This window comes from Shewanella sp. SG41-3, assembly GCF_014164545.1.
Lineage (GTDB): Bacteria > Pseudomonadota > Gammaproteobacteria > Enterobacterales > Shewanellaceae > Shewanella > Shewanella vesiculosa.
The window spans coordinates 188,986-205,487 of the sequence record NZ_JACJFJ010000002.1 but is presented as its reverse complement, the minus strand read 5'-3'; the positions used below and the strand labels follow the sequence as shown (position 1 = coordinate 205,487).

At 42.3% G+C, this 16,502-nt stretch carries 14 protein-coding genes and 2 tRNA genes; 14 read left to right on the top strand and 2 right to left on the bottom strand.

Annotation, left to right across the window (positions count from 1 at the left end):
* Window positions 1–61 precede the first annotated feature (61 nt).
* Window positions 62–361, bottom strand: coding sequence for a ribosome assembly RNA-binding protein YhbY (gene yhbY / locus H5164_RS04170; RefSeq protein ID WP_182697858.1), 300 nt, complete (start codon window positions 359–361; stop codon window positions 62–64).
* Between the two features lie 90 nt (window positions 362–451).
* Between yhbY and rlmE the strand changes: the two genes are divergently transcribed.
* The 14 genes from rlmE (at window position 452) to rpsO (ending at window position 13,603) form a co-directional block, all read left to right on the top strand.
* Window positions 452–1,081: a 23S rRNA (uridine(2552)-2'-O)-methyltransferase RlmE gene (gene rlmE, locus H5164_RS04165; RefSeq protein ID WP_124017643.1), complete on the top strand. Its 630-nt coding sequence runs from the start codon at window positions 452–454 to the stop codon at window positions 1,079–1,081.
* A gap of 45 nt (window positions 1,082–1,126) precedes the next feature.
* Window positions 1,127–3,100 (top strand): ATP-dependent zinc metalloprotease FtsH, encoded by a 1,974-nt coding sequence (gene ftsH, locus H5164_RS04160; RefSeq protein WP_124017642.1) that lies wholly within the window; start codon window positions 1,127–1,129, stop codon window positions 3,098–3,100.
* 123 nt (window positions 3,101–3,223) lie between these two features.
* Window positions 3,224–4,003 carry a dihydropteroate synthase gene (gene folP, locus H5164_RS04155; RefSeq protein WP_220492658.1) on the top strand — a complete coding sequence of 260 codons (780 nt, stop codon included), beginning with the start codon at window positions 3,224–3,226 and terminating at the stop codon, window positions 4,001–4,003.
* A gap of 53 nt (window positions 4,004–4,056) precedes the next feature.
* Window positions 4,057–5,394, top strand: a complete 1,338-nt coding sequence (gene glmM, locus H5164_RS04150; RefSeq protein WP_182697862.1) for a phosphoglucosamine mutase — start codon at window positions 4,057–4,059, stop codon at window positions 5,392–5,394.
* Between the two features lie 139 nt (window positions 5,395–5,533).
* Window positions 5,534–6,316 carry a triose-phosphate isomerase gene (gene tpiA / locus H5164_RS04145; RefSeq protein ID WP_124017639.1) on the top strand — a complete coding sequence of 261 codons (783 nt, stop codon included), beginning with the start codon at window positions 5,534–5,536 and terminating at the stop codon, window positions 6,314–6,316.
* A gap of 4 nt (window positions 6,317–6,320) precedes the next feature.
* Window positions 6,321–6,656, top strand: a complete 336-nt coding sequence (gene secG, locus H5164_RS04140; RefSeq protein ID WP_124017638.1) for a preprotein translocase subunit SecG — start codon at window positions 6,321–6,323, stop codon at window positions 6,654–6,656.
* A 13-nt stretch (window positions 6,657–6,669) separates the two neighbouring features.
* Window positions 6,670–6,756, top strand: a tRNA-Leu gene (locus H5164_RS04135).
* A gap of 81 nt (window positions 6,757–6,837) precedes the next feature.
* Window positions 6,838–6,913: transfer RNA gene (locus H5164_RS04130), tRNA-Met, on the top strand.
* A gap of 169 nt (window positions 6,914–7,082) precedes the next feature.
* Window positions 7,083–7,538 (top strand): ribosome maturation factor RimP, encoded by a 456-nt coding sequence (rimP, locus tag H5164_RS04125; RefSeq protein WP_124017637.1) that lies wholly within the window; start codon window positions 7,083–7,085, stop codon window positions 7,536–7,538.
* 31 nt (window positions 7,539–7,569) lie between these two features.
* Entirely contained in the window at window positions 7,570–9,069 is a 1,500-nt protein-coding gene (gene nusA / locus H5164_RS04120; protein WP_124017636.1) for a transcription termination factor NusA, read from the top strand.
* A gap of 25 nt (window positions 9,070–9,094) precedes the next feature.
* The gene (gene infB, locus H5164_RS04115) at window positions 9,095–11,740 is read left to right on the top strand and encodes a translation initiation factor IF-2 (RefSeq protein ID WP_124017635.1); all 2,646 of its coding nucleotides are present in this window, start codon (window positions 9,095–9,097) and stop codon (window positions 11,738–11,740) included.
* 66 nt (window positions 11,741–11,806) lie between these two features.
* The gene (gene rbfA / locus H5164_RS04110) at window positions 11,807–12,238 is read left to right on the top strand and encodes a 30S ribosome-binding factor RbfA (RefSeq protein WP_124017634.1); all 432 of its coding nucleotides are present in this window, start codon (window positions 11,807–11,809) and stop codon (window positions 12,236–12,238) included.
* Window positions 12,238–13,191, top strand: a complete 954-nt coding sequence (truB, locus tag H5164_RS04105; protein WP_182754903.1) for a tRNA pseudouridine(55) synthase TruB — start codon at window positions 12,238–12,240, stop codon at window positions 13,189–13,191. Before rbfA ends, truB begins: the two co-directional genes overlap by 1 nt.
* A 142-nt stretch (window positions 13,192–13,333) precedes the next feature.
* Window positions 13,334–13,603 (top strand): 30S ribosomal protein S15, encoded by a 270-nt coding sequence (gene rpsO, locus H5164_RS04100; RefSeq protein WP_124017632.1) that lies wholly within the window; start codon window positions 13,334–13,336, stop codon window positions 13,601–13,603.
* Between the two features lie 561 nt (window positions 13,604–14,164).
* On the opposite strand, the gene H5164_RS04095 is transcribed toward rpsO, so the two are convergent.
* Window positions 14,165–16,201, bottom strand: a complete 2,037-nt coding sequence (locus tag H5164_RS04095; protein WP_124017631.1) for a bifunctional diguanylate cyclase/phosphodiesterase — start codon at window positions 16,199–16,201, stop codon at window positions 14,165–14,167.
* Window positions 16,202–16,502 lie beyond the last annotated feature (301 nt).

Genomic DNA, 16,502 nt, shown 5'->3' with positions numbered 1-16,502 from the left:
ATAATTCATCTCCCATAAAAAAGCCGCTGAATTCAGCGGCTTTTAATAAAAGAATGTGAAACTATTTGGCTTTAGGCAAAGCAATCTTCATTTCGACCGAATGACGGAAAATGACTAAAACATGACCGATTAGTTGCACTTTCGCAGACTGGGTTTCACGTATAATGGCGTCAACGATGGCATTTTTGAGCTCTCTGTCAGCAGAGGCTACTTTTACTTTAATCAATTCATGATGTGTAAGAGCGCTATCAATTTCAGCCAGAACACCTTCAGTTAGGCCATTGCCACCAAGCAGCACCACTGGTTTTAGACTGTGAGCCAGACCTTTTAAATGCTGTTTTTGTTTGGTTGTTAAGTTCATTTGTGCCAACTTTTGCTGAGTTACTGTTGAAAAACGGGTATTCTACCCTTATATAGAGCTTATGTAACTCTGAATCGTTGCGGAATTTAAATGACAACAAAAAAACGTACGGCGAGTTCAACTCGCTGGATGCAAGAACACTTTGATGATCACTATGTGAAACTGGCCCAAAAACGTGGCTTACGTTCACGAGCAGCATTCAAGTTAGAGGAGATACAACAAAAAGATAACTTGATAAAACAAGGTATGACAGTTGTTGATTTAGGTGCAGCACCAGGTGGTTGGTCGCAAGTTGCGGTTAAACTCGTTGGTGACAGAGGTAAAGTCATTGCTTGTGATATTTTACCTATGGACCCAATTGTTGGTGTTGATTTCCTTCAAGGTGATTTTAGAGAAAACAAAGTACTCGAAGCATTGCTTGAGCGTGTAGGTCAAGATAAAGTGGATGTGGTACTATCAGATATGGCTCCGAACATGAGTGGTTCGGGTGCTGTTGATCAACCAAGAGCTATGTATTTAGTTGAATTAGCGCTAGATATGTGTCATCAAGTGTTGGCGCCTAATGGCTGTTTTGCTGTTAAAGTCTTTCAGGGGGAGGGTTTTGACGATTATATTAAAACGGTCAAGCAGGCATTCAAAGTAGTAAAAACCCGAAAACCAGACTCCTCTAGAGCGCGCTCTCGGGAAGTCTATCTAGTGGCGACTGGTTACAAGTTGTAGTAGTCTAACGTTAATAATCGCAGGACTGTTAAGAGGTCTAGTAATTTGAGTGACATGGCAAAAAATTTAATACTCTGGGTTGTCATCGCTGTTGTACTGATGTCAGTGTTTCAGGGTTATTCCCCCTCTTCTTCGAATTCGCAGAAGATGGATTATTCCGCCTTTTTGGACAATGTTCGAAATGGTCAAATTAACACGGTTGAAATAAAAAGCGACCAACGGACGATTGAAGGAACTAAACGTACCGGCGAGAAGTTCACCACAATCATGCCTATATATGACCAAGATTTAATTAATGATCTTGATCGTAAAGGCATCACCATGAAAGGCCAAGAAGCTGAAGAGTCAGGTTTCCTAACCCAAATCTTTATTTCATGGTTCCCAATGTTACTGCTAATTGGCGTATGGATATTTTTCATGCGACAAATGCAAGGCGGTGGCGGCAAGGGCGCAATGTCGTTTGGTAAAAGTAAAGCCAAACTGATGAGCGAAGACCAAATCAAAACCACTTTTGCTGACGTTGCAGGTTGTGATGAAGCAAAAGAAGAAGTCAAAGAACTTGTTGATTATTTACGAGACCCAACCAAGTTCCAAAAATTAGGCGGTCGTATTCCTACGGGCGTGCTGATGGTCGGACAACCTGGTACAGGTAAAACCTTATTAGCCAAGGCAATTGCCGGTGAATCTAAGGTGCCGTTCTTTACCATTTCGGGTTCTGACTTTGTGGAAATGTTTGTCGGTGTTGGTGCATCCCGTGTACGTGACATGTTCGAACAAGCTAAAAAATCTGCTCCTTGTATCATTTTCATTGATGAAATCGATGCCGTAGGCCGCCAACGTGGTGCCGGTGTAGGTGGTGGGCACGATGAGCGTGAGCAAACATTAAACCAGCTTTTGGTTGAAATGGACGGCTTTGAAGGTAATGAAGGCGTTATTGTTATTGCAGCAACTAACCGTCCAGACGTACTTGATTCAGCGTTATTGCGTCCAGGTCGATTTGACCGTCAAGTTGTCGTTGGCTTGCCTGATGTTCGTGGTCGTGAACAAATTCTTAAAGTACATATGCGTAAAGTACCTTTATCAGATGATGTTAAAGCCAGTGTCATTGCGCGTGGTACGCCAGGCTTCTCTGGTGCTGACTTAGCAAACCTTGTCAACGAAGCGGCGTTATTCGCTGCTCGCGGTAATCGTCGTGTTGTTGGTATGGAAGAGTTTGAGCGTGCTAAAGATAAAATCATGATGGGTGCAGAGCGCCGTTCTATGGTGATGTCTGAATCTGACAAAGAAATGACCGCTTATCATGAAGCTGGACATGCCATTATTGGTTGCTTGGTACCAGAACATGACCCAGTGCATAAAGTGACTATTATTCCGCGTGGCCGTGCATTAGGTGTGACCTTCTTTTTACCTGAAGCTGATGCCGTTAGCCAAAGCCGTCGTAAATTGGAATCACAAATTTCAGTTGCCTATGGTGGACGTTTAGCTGAAGAACTTATTTACGGAAGTGAAAAAGTGTCTACAGGGGCGTCGCAAGATATTAAGTACGCTACATCGATAGCTCGTAATATGGTTACGCAATGGGGGTTCTCTGACAAGCTAGGTCCGTTACTTTACGCAGAAGAAGAAAACGAAGTTTTCTTAGGTCGCAGTATGGGTAAAGCAAAGGCAATGTCAGGTGATACAGCAACATTGATTGACTCTGAAATTAAGATGTTTATCGATAAAAACTATCAACGTGCGCAAACGATGTTGACAGACAATATGGATATTTTACATGCGATGAAAGACGCATTGATGAAATATGAAACTATTGACTCGTTGCAAATCGATGATCTAATGAATCGCCGCGAAGTGCGCATGCCAGCTGAATGGCAAAAAGATGAATCATCAGACGATAAAGATAGTGGTAATAACACGCCTAAATCTGAAGTTGAAACGCCAGTGGATGAGGCTAAAACCGACGTTAAAGTCGATAATAAAGCCGATACCAATGACGCGGATGAATCACCCGCTAAATAAACAATTTAGCAAATAAAGAAAACCCCGAAAGGGGTTTTCTTGTTTTTAATCTTATCTAGGAAAATACCCGTGTTTCAATTAACTCATGCTAATAAAACTCTAGACTTATCAAGCCCTGTAGTGATGGGGATTGTGAATGTGACGCCAGATTCATTTTCCGATGGTGGTGAATATATTGGTTTTGAACAAGCCTGTCGTCATGTTGATAATATGGTAGAGCAAGGTGCATTAATTATTGATGTGGGTGGTGAGTCAACCCGACCTGGTGCTGCAGAAGTGACGATTGAGCAAGAACTTGCCCGAGTGATCCCTATCATCGAATACACAGCAAAAACACACAATGTATGGATTTCAATCGATACCAGCAAACCTGAAGTAATGGAACAAGCTGTCAATGCCGGAGCTAATTTAATCAACGATGTGCGCGCGTTACAAGTACCAGGTGCTTTAGCCATGGCAGCAACGTTAGATGTGCCAATTTGCTTAATGCACATGCAAGGCGATCCGCAAACTATGCAAGATCAACCTGAGTATGAGGATGTGATTGATGAAGTGGCGGCTTTTTTTGAATTACGTATCGCTTACTGTGAAGCGGCTGGAATTGAGCGGGAGCGTTTAATTCTCGATCCAGGTTTTGGTTTTGGCAAAACTTTAGCGCATAATTACCGTCTATTAGCGGCATTACCAAAGTTACATGAATTTCATTTGCCTTTATTGATAGGTCTGTCGCGAAAAAGCATGATCGGCGACCTGTTAGCGCGTGATATAGACCAACGCCTTGCCGGAAGCCTTGCTGGTGCATTAATTGCAGCTCAGCAAGGTGCACAAATTATTCGAGTTCATGATGTACCAGAAACAGTCGATGTGCTTAAAGTGATGTCAGAAACCATGGCTAATCTATAGTTGCATCACATAATAATGTTATCAGTAAAGTGAAAACACTTAAGTAGGGATCTGTGAAGCAAAGAAAATTTTTTGGAACCGATGGTATTCGCGGCAAAGTAGGGGCGGGTAAAATGACTCCTGAATTGGCATTGAAGCTCGGTTGGGCGGCTGGACGAGTATTGTCTCGAAATGGCACCCAAAAAGTGATTATTGGTAAGGATACTCGTATTTCAGGTTACCTGTTTGAATCAGCTTTAGAGGCAGGCTTATCAGCCGCGGGACTTAACGTTTTGCTGCTAGGCCCTATGCCAACTCCAGCAGTGGCTTATTTAACTCGTACCTTTCGCGCTGAGGCCGGTGTCGTGATTAGTGCATCACACAATCCTTATTATGATAACGGTATCAAGTTTTTCTCTACCGATGGCAGTAAACTGGATGATGCAATCGAGCTAGAGATAGAAGCAGAACTTGAAAAACCGTTAGTCTGTGTTGAGTCGCATCTACTGGGCAAGGCTCGGCGTATTGATGATGCAGCAGGGCGCTATATCGAGTACTGCAAAGGTAATTTTCCAGCTGATCAAACACTTAAAGGATTAAAAATAGTCGTCGATTGTGCTCATGGCGCCACTTACCATATTGCTCCTAACGTTTTTCGTGAATTAGGTGCCGATGTTATTGCTATTGGAGATAAACCTGACGGTCTCAATATCAATGATAAAGTCGGTGCAACAGCAATGGCAAAAATCTGTGAAACCGTTTTAGTTGAAAAAGCTGATTTAGGTATTGCATTAGATGGTGATGGCGATCGCATTATGATGGTTAATCGTCATGGCGCAGTGGTTGATGGTGATCAGATTTTATATATTTTAGCGGTAGATGCCCAAAAACGTGGTATTTTAAACGGCGGAGTTGTTGGCACCGTAATGTCTAATTTAGGTTTGGACTTAGCGCTGCAAGCACTTGATATTCCTTTTGTTCGTTCTAAGGTCGGTGACCGCTATGTCATGGAGATGCTGAAGAAGAATAAGTGGCGAATAGGCGGTGAAAACTCTGGCCATATTCTTAATCTTGATCATGGTACTACTGGTGATGGTATCATTGCAGGTATTTTAGTCCTCGCGGCAATGCGACGTCAAAATGCTTCACTTGAACAATTAACTGAATCGATGAAGATGTTACCGCAAGTGTTAGTTAATGTGCGTTTTGAAGGCAGCTCTAATCCACTCGATAGCGAGGCGGTTAAGTTAGCTAAAGCGGATGTTGAACAACAATTGGGTGCTCGTGGACGTGTATTATTACGTAAGTCGGGTACTGAACCGTTAATTAGAGTCATGGTCGAGGGAGATGATCATCCCCAAGTGCTTGCGCATGCAAATCGTATTGCTGACGCGGTAAAGGCAGCATGTTAATTATTTGAATATTAAGATAAGCCGTTGCTCGCTCAAAAAGTAGACGCTTCGACAGTTTATATGAAATATTCCCCTTTTAGCTCTTGTAACTTGATAAGTGGTTCGCTATTATTCACGCCGCTTTCAGAGGAGACAGTGAATGGCACTCAGACGTCCTATGGTCGCTGGTAACTGGAAAATGAATGGTAATTCGGCATTGGCCCAAGAGCTTTTCAAGAAGTTTGCTACCAAGCTCCAAAATGATTCCGCTGAAGTGGTTTTATGCCCGCCTTCAATTTATCTTGAAAGTGTTCGGCAGCTGCTTGAAGCCAATAAGCAAACCTTAGATGGTGCGCTTGTTAGAATGGGTGCACAAAATCTGAGTCAACATGATTTTGGTGCATACACAGGCGAAATATCCGGGCAGATGCTAAAAGATTCTGGATGTCGGTATGTGATTATCGGCCATTCCGAACGTCGCCGTATGTACGGAGAGACGAGTAATATTGTGGCAGAGAAGTTTGCTGCTGCTCAGAAACACGGTCTGACACCGATTTTGTGTGTAGGTGAATCAGGACCAGCTCGTGAAGCAAGACGTACCTTTGAGGTGATTGCTGAAGAGCTTGATATAGTAATTGAAAAAAACGGTACCATGGCTTTTGATAACGCAATTATCGCTTACGAACCTTTATGGGCAGTAGGGACAGGTAAAAGTGCTACACCAGAGCAGGCACAAGAAGTACATGCGTTTATTCGCAGTCGCCTCTCGGAAGTTTCTCCCTTTATTGGTGAGAATATCAGAATTCTTTACGGTGGTAGCGTCACCCCAAGCAATGCGGCAGATATATTTGCCCAGCCTGATGTTGATGGTGGTCTGATTGGCGGTGCAAGTTTGAACTCAAGTGAGTTTTTAAGTTTATGTACCATAGCAATGAGCGCGTAATTATATGTACGAAGTTCTTATAGTTGTATACTTGGTGGTAGCGTTAGGTCTTATCGGCTTAATATTAATCCAACAAGGAAAGGGTGCCGACATGGGCGCATCTTTCGGAGCCGGTGCTTCAGGCACATTATTTGGCTCAAGTGGTTCAGGTAATTTCCTGACTCGCAGTACTGCAGTATTAGCCATTGGCTTTTTTGCATTGAGTTTAGTGATTGGTAATTTAAGTGCTAATCACACAGAGCAAAATGATCAGTGGAAAGATTTAGGTCCAGCAGCAGAGCAAATCATTGATGAAGCTCCGGTGCAAACCGAAAAGTCAGAAACGAAAATTCCTGACTAGTAAACCAGGTAACGCCGAGGTGGTGGAATTGGTAGACGCGCAGCCTTGAGGTGGCTGTGTCTTAACGGACGTGCGGGTTCAAGTCCCGCTCTCGGCACCAAATTTAACTAACAAATGATAGATAGCGTTTGATTAGTTATTGCAAGATATAGTGTAAATCAATATACTTGCATACAGTTGACGCGGGGTGGAGCAGTTGGTAGCTCGTCGGGCTCATAACCCGAAGGTCGTCGGTTCAAGTCCGGCCCCCGCAACCAGCTCCTTGTAATTTAATTTCGTTAGAAAATAAATTACAATTTACAGGTTTTATAATAAAATAACCTCGTGATTACGGGGTTTTTTGTTATATGAACTTTTAAATATCCGTATTTTATGCGGGTTGCAATGGGGCTATTAGCCCTTTTTTTGTTTTTTTGGGGGTCATTTTTGGCAACAATAGAATCCAAGCTTGTTGAAATGTTAACAGTACCTGTTGAAGCATTAGGCTTTAAACTATGGGGCATTGAATATATTCAAGCTGGTCGTCATTCAATTTTACGTGTTTTTATTGATCACGAGAATGGCATCAATATTGAAGATTGTGCAGCAGCCAGTCGTCAAGTTAGCGCAGTTATGGATGTTGAAGACCCTATTTCTACAGAATACACATTAGAAGTATCTTCACCTGGCGTAGATAGACCGTTATTTACCGCCGAGCAATATGCTGCCTATAAAGGTGAGGATGCAAAAATACAACTGACTATGCCTGTTGCGGGTAGTCGTAATTTAAAAGGCGTCATCAATAGTGTTGATGGGCAAATGCTCACCATAACCGTTGATGGTAAAGACTTGATTGTTGCTTTGGATAATATCCGTAAAGGCAGCATTATCGCTAAGTTTTGATAGTTTCAGGTGAAGGACGAGGCAAGACCAAATGAATAAAGAGATCCTGCTAGTCGCAGAAGCGGTTTCCAATGAGAAAGGCCTTCCGCGCGAAAAGATTTTCGAAGCGCTAGAAATTGCACTGGCTACCGCAACAAAGAAAAAATACGAAGGCGATATTGAAGTTCGCGTTGCGATTGATCGTAAAACCGGTCATTACGATACTTTCCGTCGTTGGATGGTTGTTGACGATCATGGCGAGGCTTTGGAAAACCCATATAGCGAAATTACCTTCGAAGCCGCTCGTTATGAAGAGCCAGAGATTCAAGTTGGTGAGTATATCGAAGATCAAATCGACTCTGTCGCATTTGACCGTATTACTACACAAACTGCTAAACAAGTTATCGTGCAAAAAGTACGTGAAGCTGAACGTGCACAAATTGTTGAACAATTTATTGAACGTGAAGGTGAGATTGTTACTGGTGTTGTTAAGAAAAGCACCCGTGAAAGCGTGGTTGTTGATTTAGGTAATAATGCTGATGGCGTGTTATTTAAAGAAGATTTAATCAGCCGTGAATCTTTCCGTCCTGGTGACCGTGTGCGTGCATTATTGTACTCAGTTCGTCCAGAAGCTCGCGGTGCGCAGTTATTTTTAACTCGCAGCAAGCCAGAAATGCTGATTGAGCTATTTCGGGTTGAAGTGCCTGAAATTTACGACGAATTGATTGAAGTGATGGGTGCCGCTCGTGATCCAGGTGCTCGTGCTAAAATAGCCGTTAAATCAAATGACCGTCGTATCGATCCAATTGGTGCTTGTGTTGGTATGCGTGGTGCTCGAGTGCAAGCCGTATCAAACGAGCTAGGCGGCGAGCGTGTTGATATCGTGTTGTGGGATGATAATCCAGCGCAATATGTGATCAATGCCATGGCGCCAGCTGATGTTGCCTCTATCATTGTCGACGAAGATAATCATTCGATGGATATTGCTGTTGAAGCAGACAGTTTGGCACAAGCTATTGGTCGTAACGGCCAGAACGTTCGTTTAGCGACTCAACTGACTGGTTGGGAACTGAACGTAATGACAGTTGAAGACATGAACAAAAAACACCAAGCCGAAAGCGCTAAGGTGATTGACTTGTTTGTGGCTTATCTAGATGTAGATCAAGATTTTGCAGCCGTATTGGCTGATGAGGGATTCACTTCGTTAGAAGAGATCGCTTATGTTCCAGAATCTGAGCTATTAGCAATAGAAGGTTTCGACGAAGGAATCGTTGAAGCATTACGTGAACGTGCAAAGGCCGCTATCTCTACAAGAGCATTAGCGTCTGAAGAAGCGTTAGATGGTGCAGAGCCAAGTGATGATTTATTAGCATTGGAAGGATTAGAAAGACATTTAGCTTATGTTCTAGCGAGCAAAGGTGTAGTGACTTTAGAAGACTTGGCCGAGCAAGGTATTGACGATTTAATTGATATTGAAGAATTAACAGAAGAAAAAGCAGGTGAGCTCATCATGGCTGCCCGCAATATCTGTTGGTTTGGCGAAGAAGCATAAGTCGATCAACAGGGGGATTTAATTGATGGCAGATACAAGTGTAGAAAAATTAGCAGCGGAAGTGGGAAAATCAGTTGATCGATTAATCGAACAATTCTCAGATGCTGGTATAAGCAAAAAACAACTCGATACTGTTTCAGAAAAAGAGAAGCAACAGCTTCTTGATTTTCTAAAAAAACAGCATGGTGCAGATTCAGTACCGACTAAAATGACATTGCAACGTAAAACCGTGTCTACGTTAAGTGTTGCAAGCACTGGCGGTCAGTCGAAAGACGTTAAAGTAGAAGTACGTAAGAAACGTACTTTTGTTAAGCGTGATGATGCAGAATTAGCCAAACAAGCTGAATTAGAAGCTCAAGCAAAAGCCAAAGCAGATGCTGAAGCTCAAGTAAGAGTGGAAGCTGAAGCAAAAGCAGCGGCAGAAGCGAAAGCTAATGCTGAAGCAAAGAAAAAAGCGGAAGCAGAAGCCAAATTGAAATCAGAAAAAGTAAAGTCTGAACCTAAAGTAACTAAAGTTGCTGACCCAGAAACTGCAGCAGCAAAAGCTGAAGCCGAGCGTTTAAAAGCGACTCAAGAAGCTGTGTTAACTCAGAAGCAAAAAGATGAAGCCGCCAAAGCAGCTGAAACAGCACGTCTACTTGCTGAAGTAAACTCAAAGCGTTGGGCTGAAGAAGAGCGTCAACGTTTAGATGCAGAAAAGAACGGTGATCATCATATCACCACATCTAAAGTTGCTCGTGCAGCTGAAGACAGTTCTGATGCCGATGATGAAAAACGTGGTCGTCGTGCTCGCAACAAAAATGCCAACAAAAAACGTGGCGGAAAAGATGCGCGTGACGGTCGTGAAAAACACATGCGTAACCGCAGCACAGCACCAGAATCTATGGCGCACGGTTTTAATAAACCCGCTGCAGCAGTGAGTCGTGATGTACGCATCGGTGAAACCGTAACCGTATCTGAATTAGCGCATTTAATGGCAATCAAAGCCACTGTTATCATCAAGCAAATGATGAAAATGGGCTCTATGGTGACGATTAACCAAGTACTTGACCAAGAAACCGCTCAAATGGTTGCTGAAGAGTTAGGTCATAAGGTTGTGCTGATTCGTGAAAACGAGCTTGAGCATCAAGTACTAAAAGATCGCGATGACAACATCCAACTAGAGTCTCGTGCTCCTGTTGTGACTATCATGGGTCACGTTGACCATGGTAAGACGTCATTACTTGATTATATCCGTCGTGCGAAAGTTGCTGCTGGCGAAGCCGGTGGTATTACTCAGCATATTGGTGCATACCACGTTGAAACTGAAAACGGCATGATCACTTTCCTTGATACTCCTGGTCACGCGGCGTTTACGTCAATGCGTGCTCGTGGTGCTAAGGCGACTGATATTGTTATTTTGGTTGTTGCTGCCGATGATGGCGTAATGCCACAAACGATTGAAGCGATTCAACATGCTAAAGCGGGTAACGTACCGTTAATCGTAGCTGTTAACAAAATGGATAAGCCAGATGCTGATCCAGAGCGCGTTAAGAGTGAGCTGTCTCAACATGGCATCATGTCAGATGATTGGGGCGGAGATAACATGTTCGTTCACGTATCAGCCAAAACTGGTATGGGCGTTGACGAATTGTTAGAAGGTATCTTACTTCAATCTGAAGTATTAGAACTTAAAGCAGTACGTGATGGTATGGCTGCGGGTGTTGTTATTGAATCACAACTTGATAAAGGTCGTGGCCCTGTGGCAACTATCTTGGTTCAAGAAGGTACGTTACGCCAAGGTGATATCGTTTTATGTGGTTTAGAGTACGGTAAAATCCGTGCGATGAAAGACGAAAATGGTCATTCAATTACTGAAGCGGGTCCTTCTATTCCGGTTGAGATCTTAGGTCTTTCTGGTGTGCCTTCTGCGGGTGATGAAGCCACTGTTGTACGTGATGAACGTAAAGCTCGTGAAGTCGCTTTATATCGTCAAGGTAAATTCCGTGATGTTAAGTTAGCGCGTCAGCAGAAGTCTAAACTAGAAAACATGTTTGCCAACATGGAAGAAGGCGAAGTACAAGAGCTTAACATCGTACTTAAAGCTGATGTTCAAGGTTCTCTTGAAGCGATTTGCGAATCTTTAGCTAAACTGTCAACAGCTGAAGTTAAAGTGAACATTATTGCTCGCGGTGTTGGTGCATTAACCGAAACCGACGCAACATTAGCCGCTGCTTCAAATGCGATTCTTGTTGGTTTCAACGTCCGTGCTGATGCACAGGCTCGCAAAACCATAGATTCAGAAAGTGTCGATTTACGTTATTACAGCATCATCTACAACCTAATTGATGAAGTTCGTGCTGCAATGACAGGTATGTTAGCACCTGAGTTTAGACAAGAAATTATCGGCCTTGCAGAAGTTCGTGATGTATTTAAGTCTCCTAAAATCGGCGCTATTGCAGGTTGTATGGTTACCGAAGGTATCGTTAAACGTAGCGCACCAATTCGTGTATTACGTGACAACGTAGTTATCTTCGAAGGTGAACTTGAGTCTTTACGTCGCTTTAAAGATGATGCTCCTGAAGTGCGTAATGGCATGGAATGTGGTATCGGTGTTAAGAACTACAATGACGTCCGAGTGGGCGATCAAATTGAAGTGTTCGAAACAGTCGAAATTGCTCGCACCTTATAAGTACCAATGGAAGGGCGGCTTTAGCCGCCCTTTTTGATTGTAGACCTAACGATATGGCATATCATCATGGCAAAAGAATTTAGTCGTACACGTCGCATTGCGCAACAGCTCCAGCAAGAACTTGCTATGGTGCTGCAACGCGATATGAAAGATCCTCGCATTGGTTTCATTACCGTAAACGATGTCGACGTTTCACGTGATTTAAGTTATGCAAAAGTGTTTGTGACCTTCTTTGAAGAAGACACAGAACTTGTTCAACAAAAAATTGATGCACTCACTGTTGCTGCACCTTATGTTCGTACTTTGGTTGCTGGGCGTATGAAATTACGCGTCATGCCTGAATTACGCTTTATTTATGATAGCTCACTGGTAGAAGGCATGCGCATGTCTAACCTAGTAACCCAAGTCATTAATAAAGATAAAGCCAAGCAACAGCAATTTACTCCAGAAGTCTCTGATAACAGCGAGTCTGTTGACGGTGAAAAGGAGCAAGATTAATGGCTCGTCGCCCTAAAGGTCGCTTCATCGACGGAATAGTATTACTCGATAAAGATACTGGCATGAGCTCTAACTTTGCTCTGCAAAGAGTTAAGCGCTTTTTTAATGCCAATAAAGCGGGCCACACAGGTGCTTTGGATCCGCTAGCAACAGGAATGTTGCCTATTTGTCTTGGAGAAGCGACTAAGTTCTCTCAGCATTTATTAGACTCGGATAAACGTTATCTGGTGACGGCTAAATTGGGTGAGCGCACAGATACGAGTGATTCAGATGGCGAAGTCGTTCAGACGCGTCCTGTTAATTTTACTCAAGCACAACTCGATGAGAAACTGGCCTTTTTTCGTGGCACAACGCAACAAGTACCATCAATGTATTCGGCATTAAAATACCAAGGCCAGCCTTTGTATAAGTATGCTCGTGAAGGCATTGAAGTACCTCGTGAGTCTCGACCAATCACTGTTTTTGAGCTTAGTTTTATCAAGCTTGAAGGTGATGAGTTAACCCTAGATATTCATTGTTCTAAAGGGACTTACATACGGACCATTATTGATGATTTAGGTGAAATGTTGGGATGTGGTGCACATGTTATTATGCTGCGTCGTACTCAAGTTGCCGAATATCCGTATGAAAAAATGGTCACCTTAGCGCAATTAGAAGCGCTACTTGAGCAAGCTCATAGAGATGACGTTGCGCCTCAAACTCTGATGGACCCATTATTATTACCAATGGACACCGCGGTCGCTAATTTCCCTGAAATTAACTTGCCAGAGGCGATGCTATATTACGTCATGCAAGGCCAGGCTATTCAGGCTGCTGGACTTAAGCCTGATGAATTAGTGCGTATCACTATTGGTGATGAACGTCGGTTTGTTGGTATGGGCATCATGAATGATGATGGCTTATTAGCACCAAAGCGTTTGATTGTGATCCATGATAATGCTCCTGCAGAGTAATCAGTCGGAGTTGTTGTTTGCTTTTACTGATAAATAATCGAATTTATATTGCGGTTAACCATCAATCTGGTTAAAATGCTGCCCTCGCTCTGGCTGAGTTAGTGATCGGCTTGAGATACATTTACTTTTTTTGGAGATACACATGTCACTAAGTGCTGAAGCAAAAGCAAAAATTTTAGCTGATTTTGGTCGCGGCGAAAACGATACAGGTTCAACTGAAGTTCAAGTAGCTTTGTTAACTGCTCAAATTAACCACCTTCAAAGTCACTTTAAAGAGCACATCCATGATCACCACTCTCGTCGTGGTTTATTACGTATGGTTAGTGCACGCCGTAAGCTTTCTGCTTACTTAAAGCGTACTGACGTAGCACGTTACACTGCTATGATCCAGAAGTTAGGTTTACGTCGTTAATTCGACACTCGGCTTACTTTAGTAGGCTGATTAAACCATAAAAAAGGAGGCTAATAGCTTCCTTTTTTATTGCCTAAAAATGCTTGTTTTTAGCCCATCCTTTCACTGACCAGTTCCTATAATCATTTGTGGTTGTTTTTTTAGTCATACTTTGATTGATCACATCTGTATCGATATTGTCATATCTACCGAAATAGCCTTTAAGGCTTGGATAAATAATGGCCGTAGATCATGACTACATTCAACAAGAGTTAATGGGCACTTAACCGCACTTTGATCACTCCAGAGCAACTTCATCTATGTTTTGTCTTTAGGATATTTTACTCAGCTTTAAGTCTTGAAATTATTAAGAACTGAAAGAAAAAAGAATTGTGGGTTGTAATCACCCTAAACTAGGGTAACAAATACCTCGCAAGTAGCCCTTTGCCCTACTAACTTAGTTGATTTCACTTAATAAGGGAAAAGGGGGCCTTTAACAGGATTATTAGCCGCTAAATGATACTTTGCCGCTTATGGGTAAGCCGCTGACGAGATAGGTTTACTGTGGCTTATACAGAGTGTTTAAGCATGAATGACTTTAGCTGTATTACTGATAATATATTTCTCTTCAAACTCGGCTAACGGCAGTGGTTGGCTAAAGTAAAAGCCTTGACCAATCTCACATTGATTTTCTTTTAGCCATTCAAGTTGTTGAATATTTTCAATACCTTCAGCAACAATTGTCAAATCAAGTTGACGACCCAACATTAAAATAGTCGATGCGATTGCACTATCTTCAGGAAGATCACTTACAAAGGCACGATCAATCTTCATTGTTGTTATTGGCAAGTGACGTAGATAGGATAATGACGAGTATCCTGTGCCAAAGTCATCGACCGCAATGCCAAAACCGGCAGATTTAAGCTGTTCTAATTTAGTCACTGCTTGTTCAACATCATTCATCAGCGATGTTTCAGTAATTTCAATTTCCAGTAATTCAGGACGTATCTGGTATCGAATTGCCAGTTGCTTGATGTCGGGTACTAAACTGGCATCAGCGAATTGCTGCGATGCCACGTTCACCGCAATAGGGATCTCATAATTGTATTTACGTTGCCATTCTCGGATCACTTTGCAGCTTTGCTCGATAACCCAACGGCCAATTGGGATAATAATTCCGGTTTCTTCGGCCACAGGGATAAAAGACATCGGACTTATCAATTGACCGTCTTTTTGCCAACGAATAAGGGCTTCACATCCGACGACTTTGTTGGTTTTTAAATCAAATTTAGGCTGAAAATATAATAAGAATTCGTTGTTTTTCAATGCGTCGTGTAATGAGGCTTCTGTGCGAAGTCTTATTGCCGCACGTTCAGTCATTTGTTGCTTGAAAAATGACCACTGATTAGAGCCAGCCGCTTTAGCGCTGTACATGGCGATATCGGCATGACGAATTAGGTCTTCCGCAGTGATACCGTCTTCGGGATATATAGAAATGCCTATCGATGCCGCGGGATGAATTGCGTGCTCATTAAGCTGGATTGGAGTATTTAATTGAGCGAGTAATTTATCAACAAAGTCTGCCGCTTGTGAAGGTGTTTGGATCTCATCGGCTAAGATAACAAATTCATCACCGCCAAGACGAGCCACGCTGCCTCTGTCACCCACCACTCGTTCTAATATACGCGCAATACGCGCCAGAAACTGATCACCTATGGCATGGCCTAAGGAGTCATTAATATTTTTAAAGCGATCCAAGTCAATGAAGAGTAGAGCAAAATTTCGTTTGTGGACTCGAGATCGTTGAATGGTGACATTCAATGTCTCTAATAATAAGGTCCTGTTTGGTAAGCCCGTCAATGGATCTCGGGTTGCCATTTTGCGCAGCTTATTTTGAGTTTGACTGAACTGCAATAATATTTGATTAAACTTACTGGTCACCAGTCCTAACTCATCATCTTTATGAGCTTTTGACATAGGTAACAGGTTTTCGTCAGGATAATCAGGATCAATTTTGTCAATTGCTTCGCTAATCCGAGCTATCGGTTGAGTGAGAAAACGATGAAATACTACGGTTAATACTAATGTGAGTAATAATGCTCGAGCTAATGTTGCGATAAGTCCGAGTTGTAATTGATTAAACAGTTTCGTGGTCAGCTTTTGGGTATCGTAAAAAATCGTCAGGGTGCCAATAAGCTGTTGTTGTTTGTTTCCTTCAAAATAGAAAGGGCGATACAGTGGACGGGCGATTTCTTTTAGATCCCCAAACAGACGATTACTTAAGGAAACATAAGCTTTTGAGGACTCTCCGGTTTCATTTACCTCAGACACAAACAATGAACCATCATCGAGCTCGATGACTGCAGAGCCAACATTATCGACTTTTATAATGCCTTCTAGGGTTTGACTGGCAAGTTTATCATCTAACGACCATACCGCGTTGGTAGTGGTTTGTTCGACGGAATTGAGCAGCTCTTGTTGTGCCGCGGTAAGCTGTTGTTTAGCGGTAACAACAACCAATGCTATTTCGATGATAAAAATAGCAACAGCAAAAAACAAAGCAGTAAAAACTACTAAGTTAGTTTGTTTCCATGTGAGAGACTTAAAACGAGCCGTCATGTATTATTCCATGTCATCTAAGTGACTTTTCACGTTAAATTTGCAGTTTAACAGCCTAAAACTACAAGAATTTATACTCAATATAAATTAAATCGCCAATAGGGCGAATTAATTAGTTAACTTTCACAAAAAATAATAATACTTATTACTACGACTTTAGTTAAATTCATCTCTGTTGTCATTAATAATCAAGCCAAATAGTGAACCTCATGTCATTTAATCGGCATAAACTCGCTCATCACTGTCAAAATCGTTTGTTAATGCTGTGATCTCATCTAGGAAAATGATTATTTAAAACATT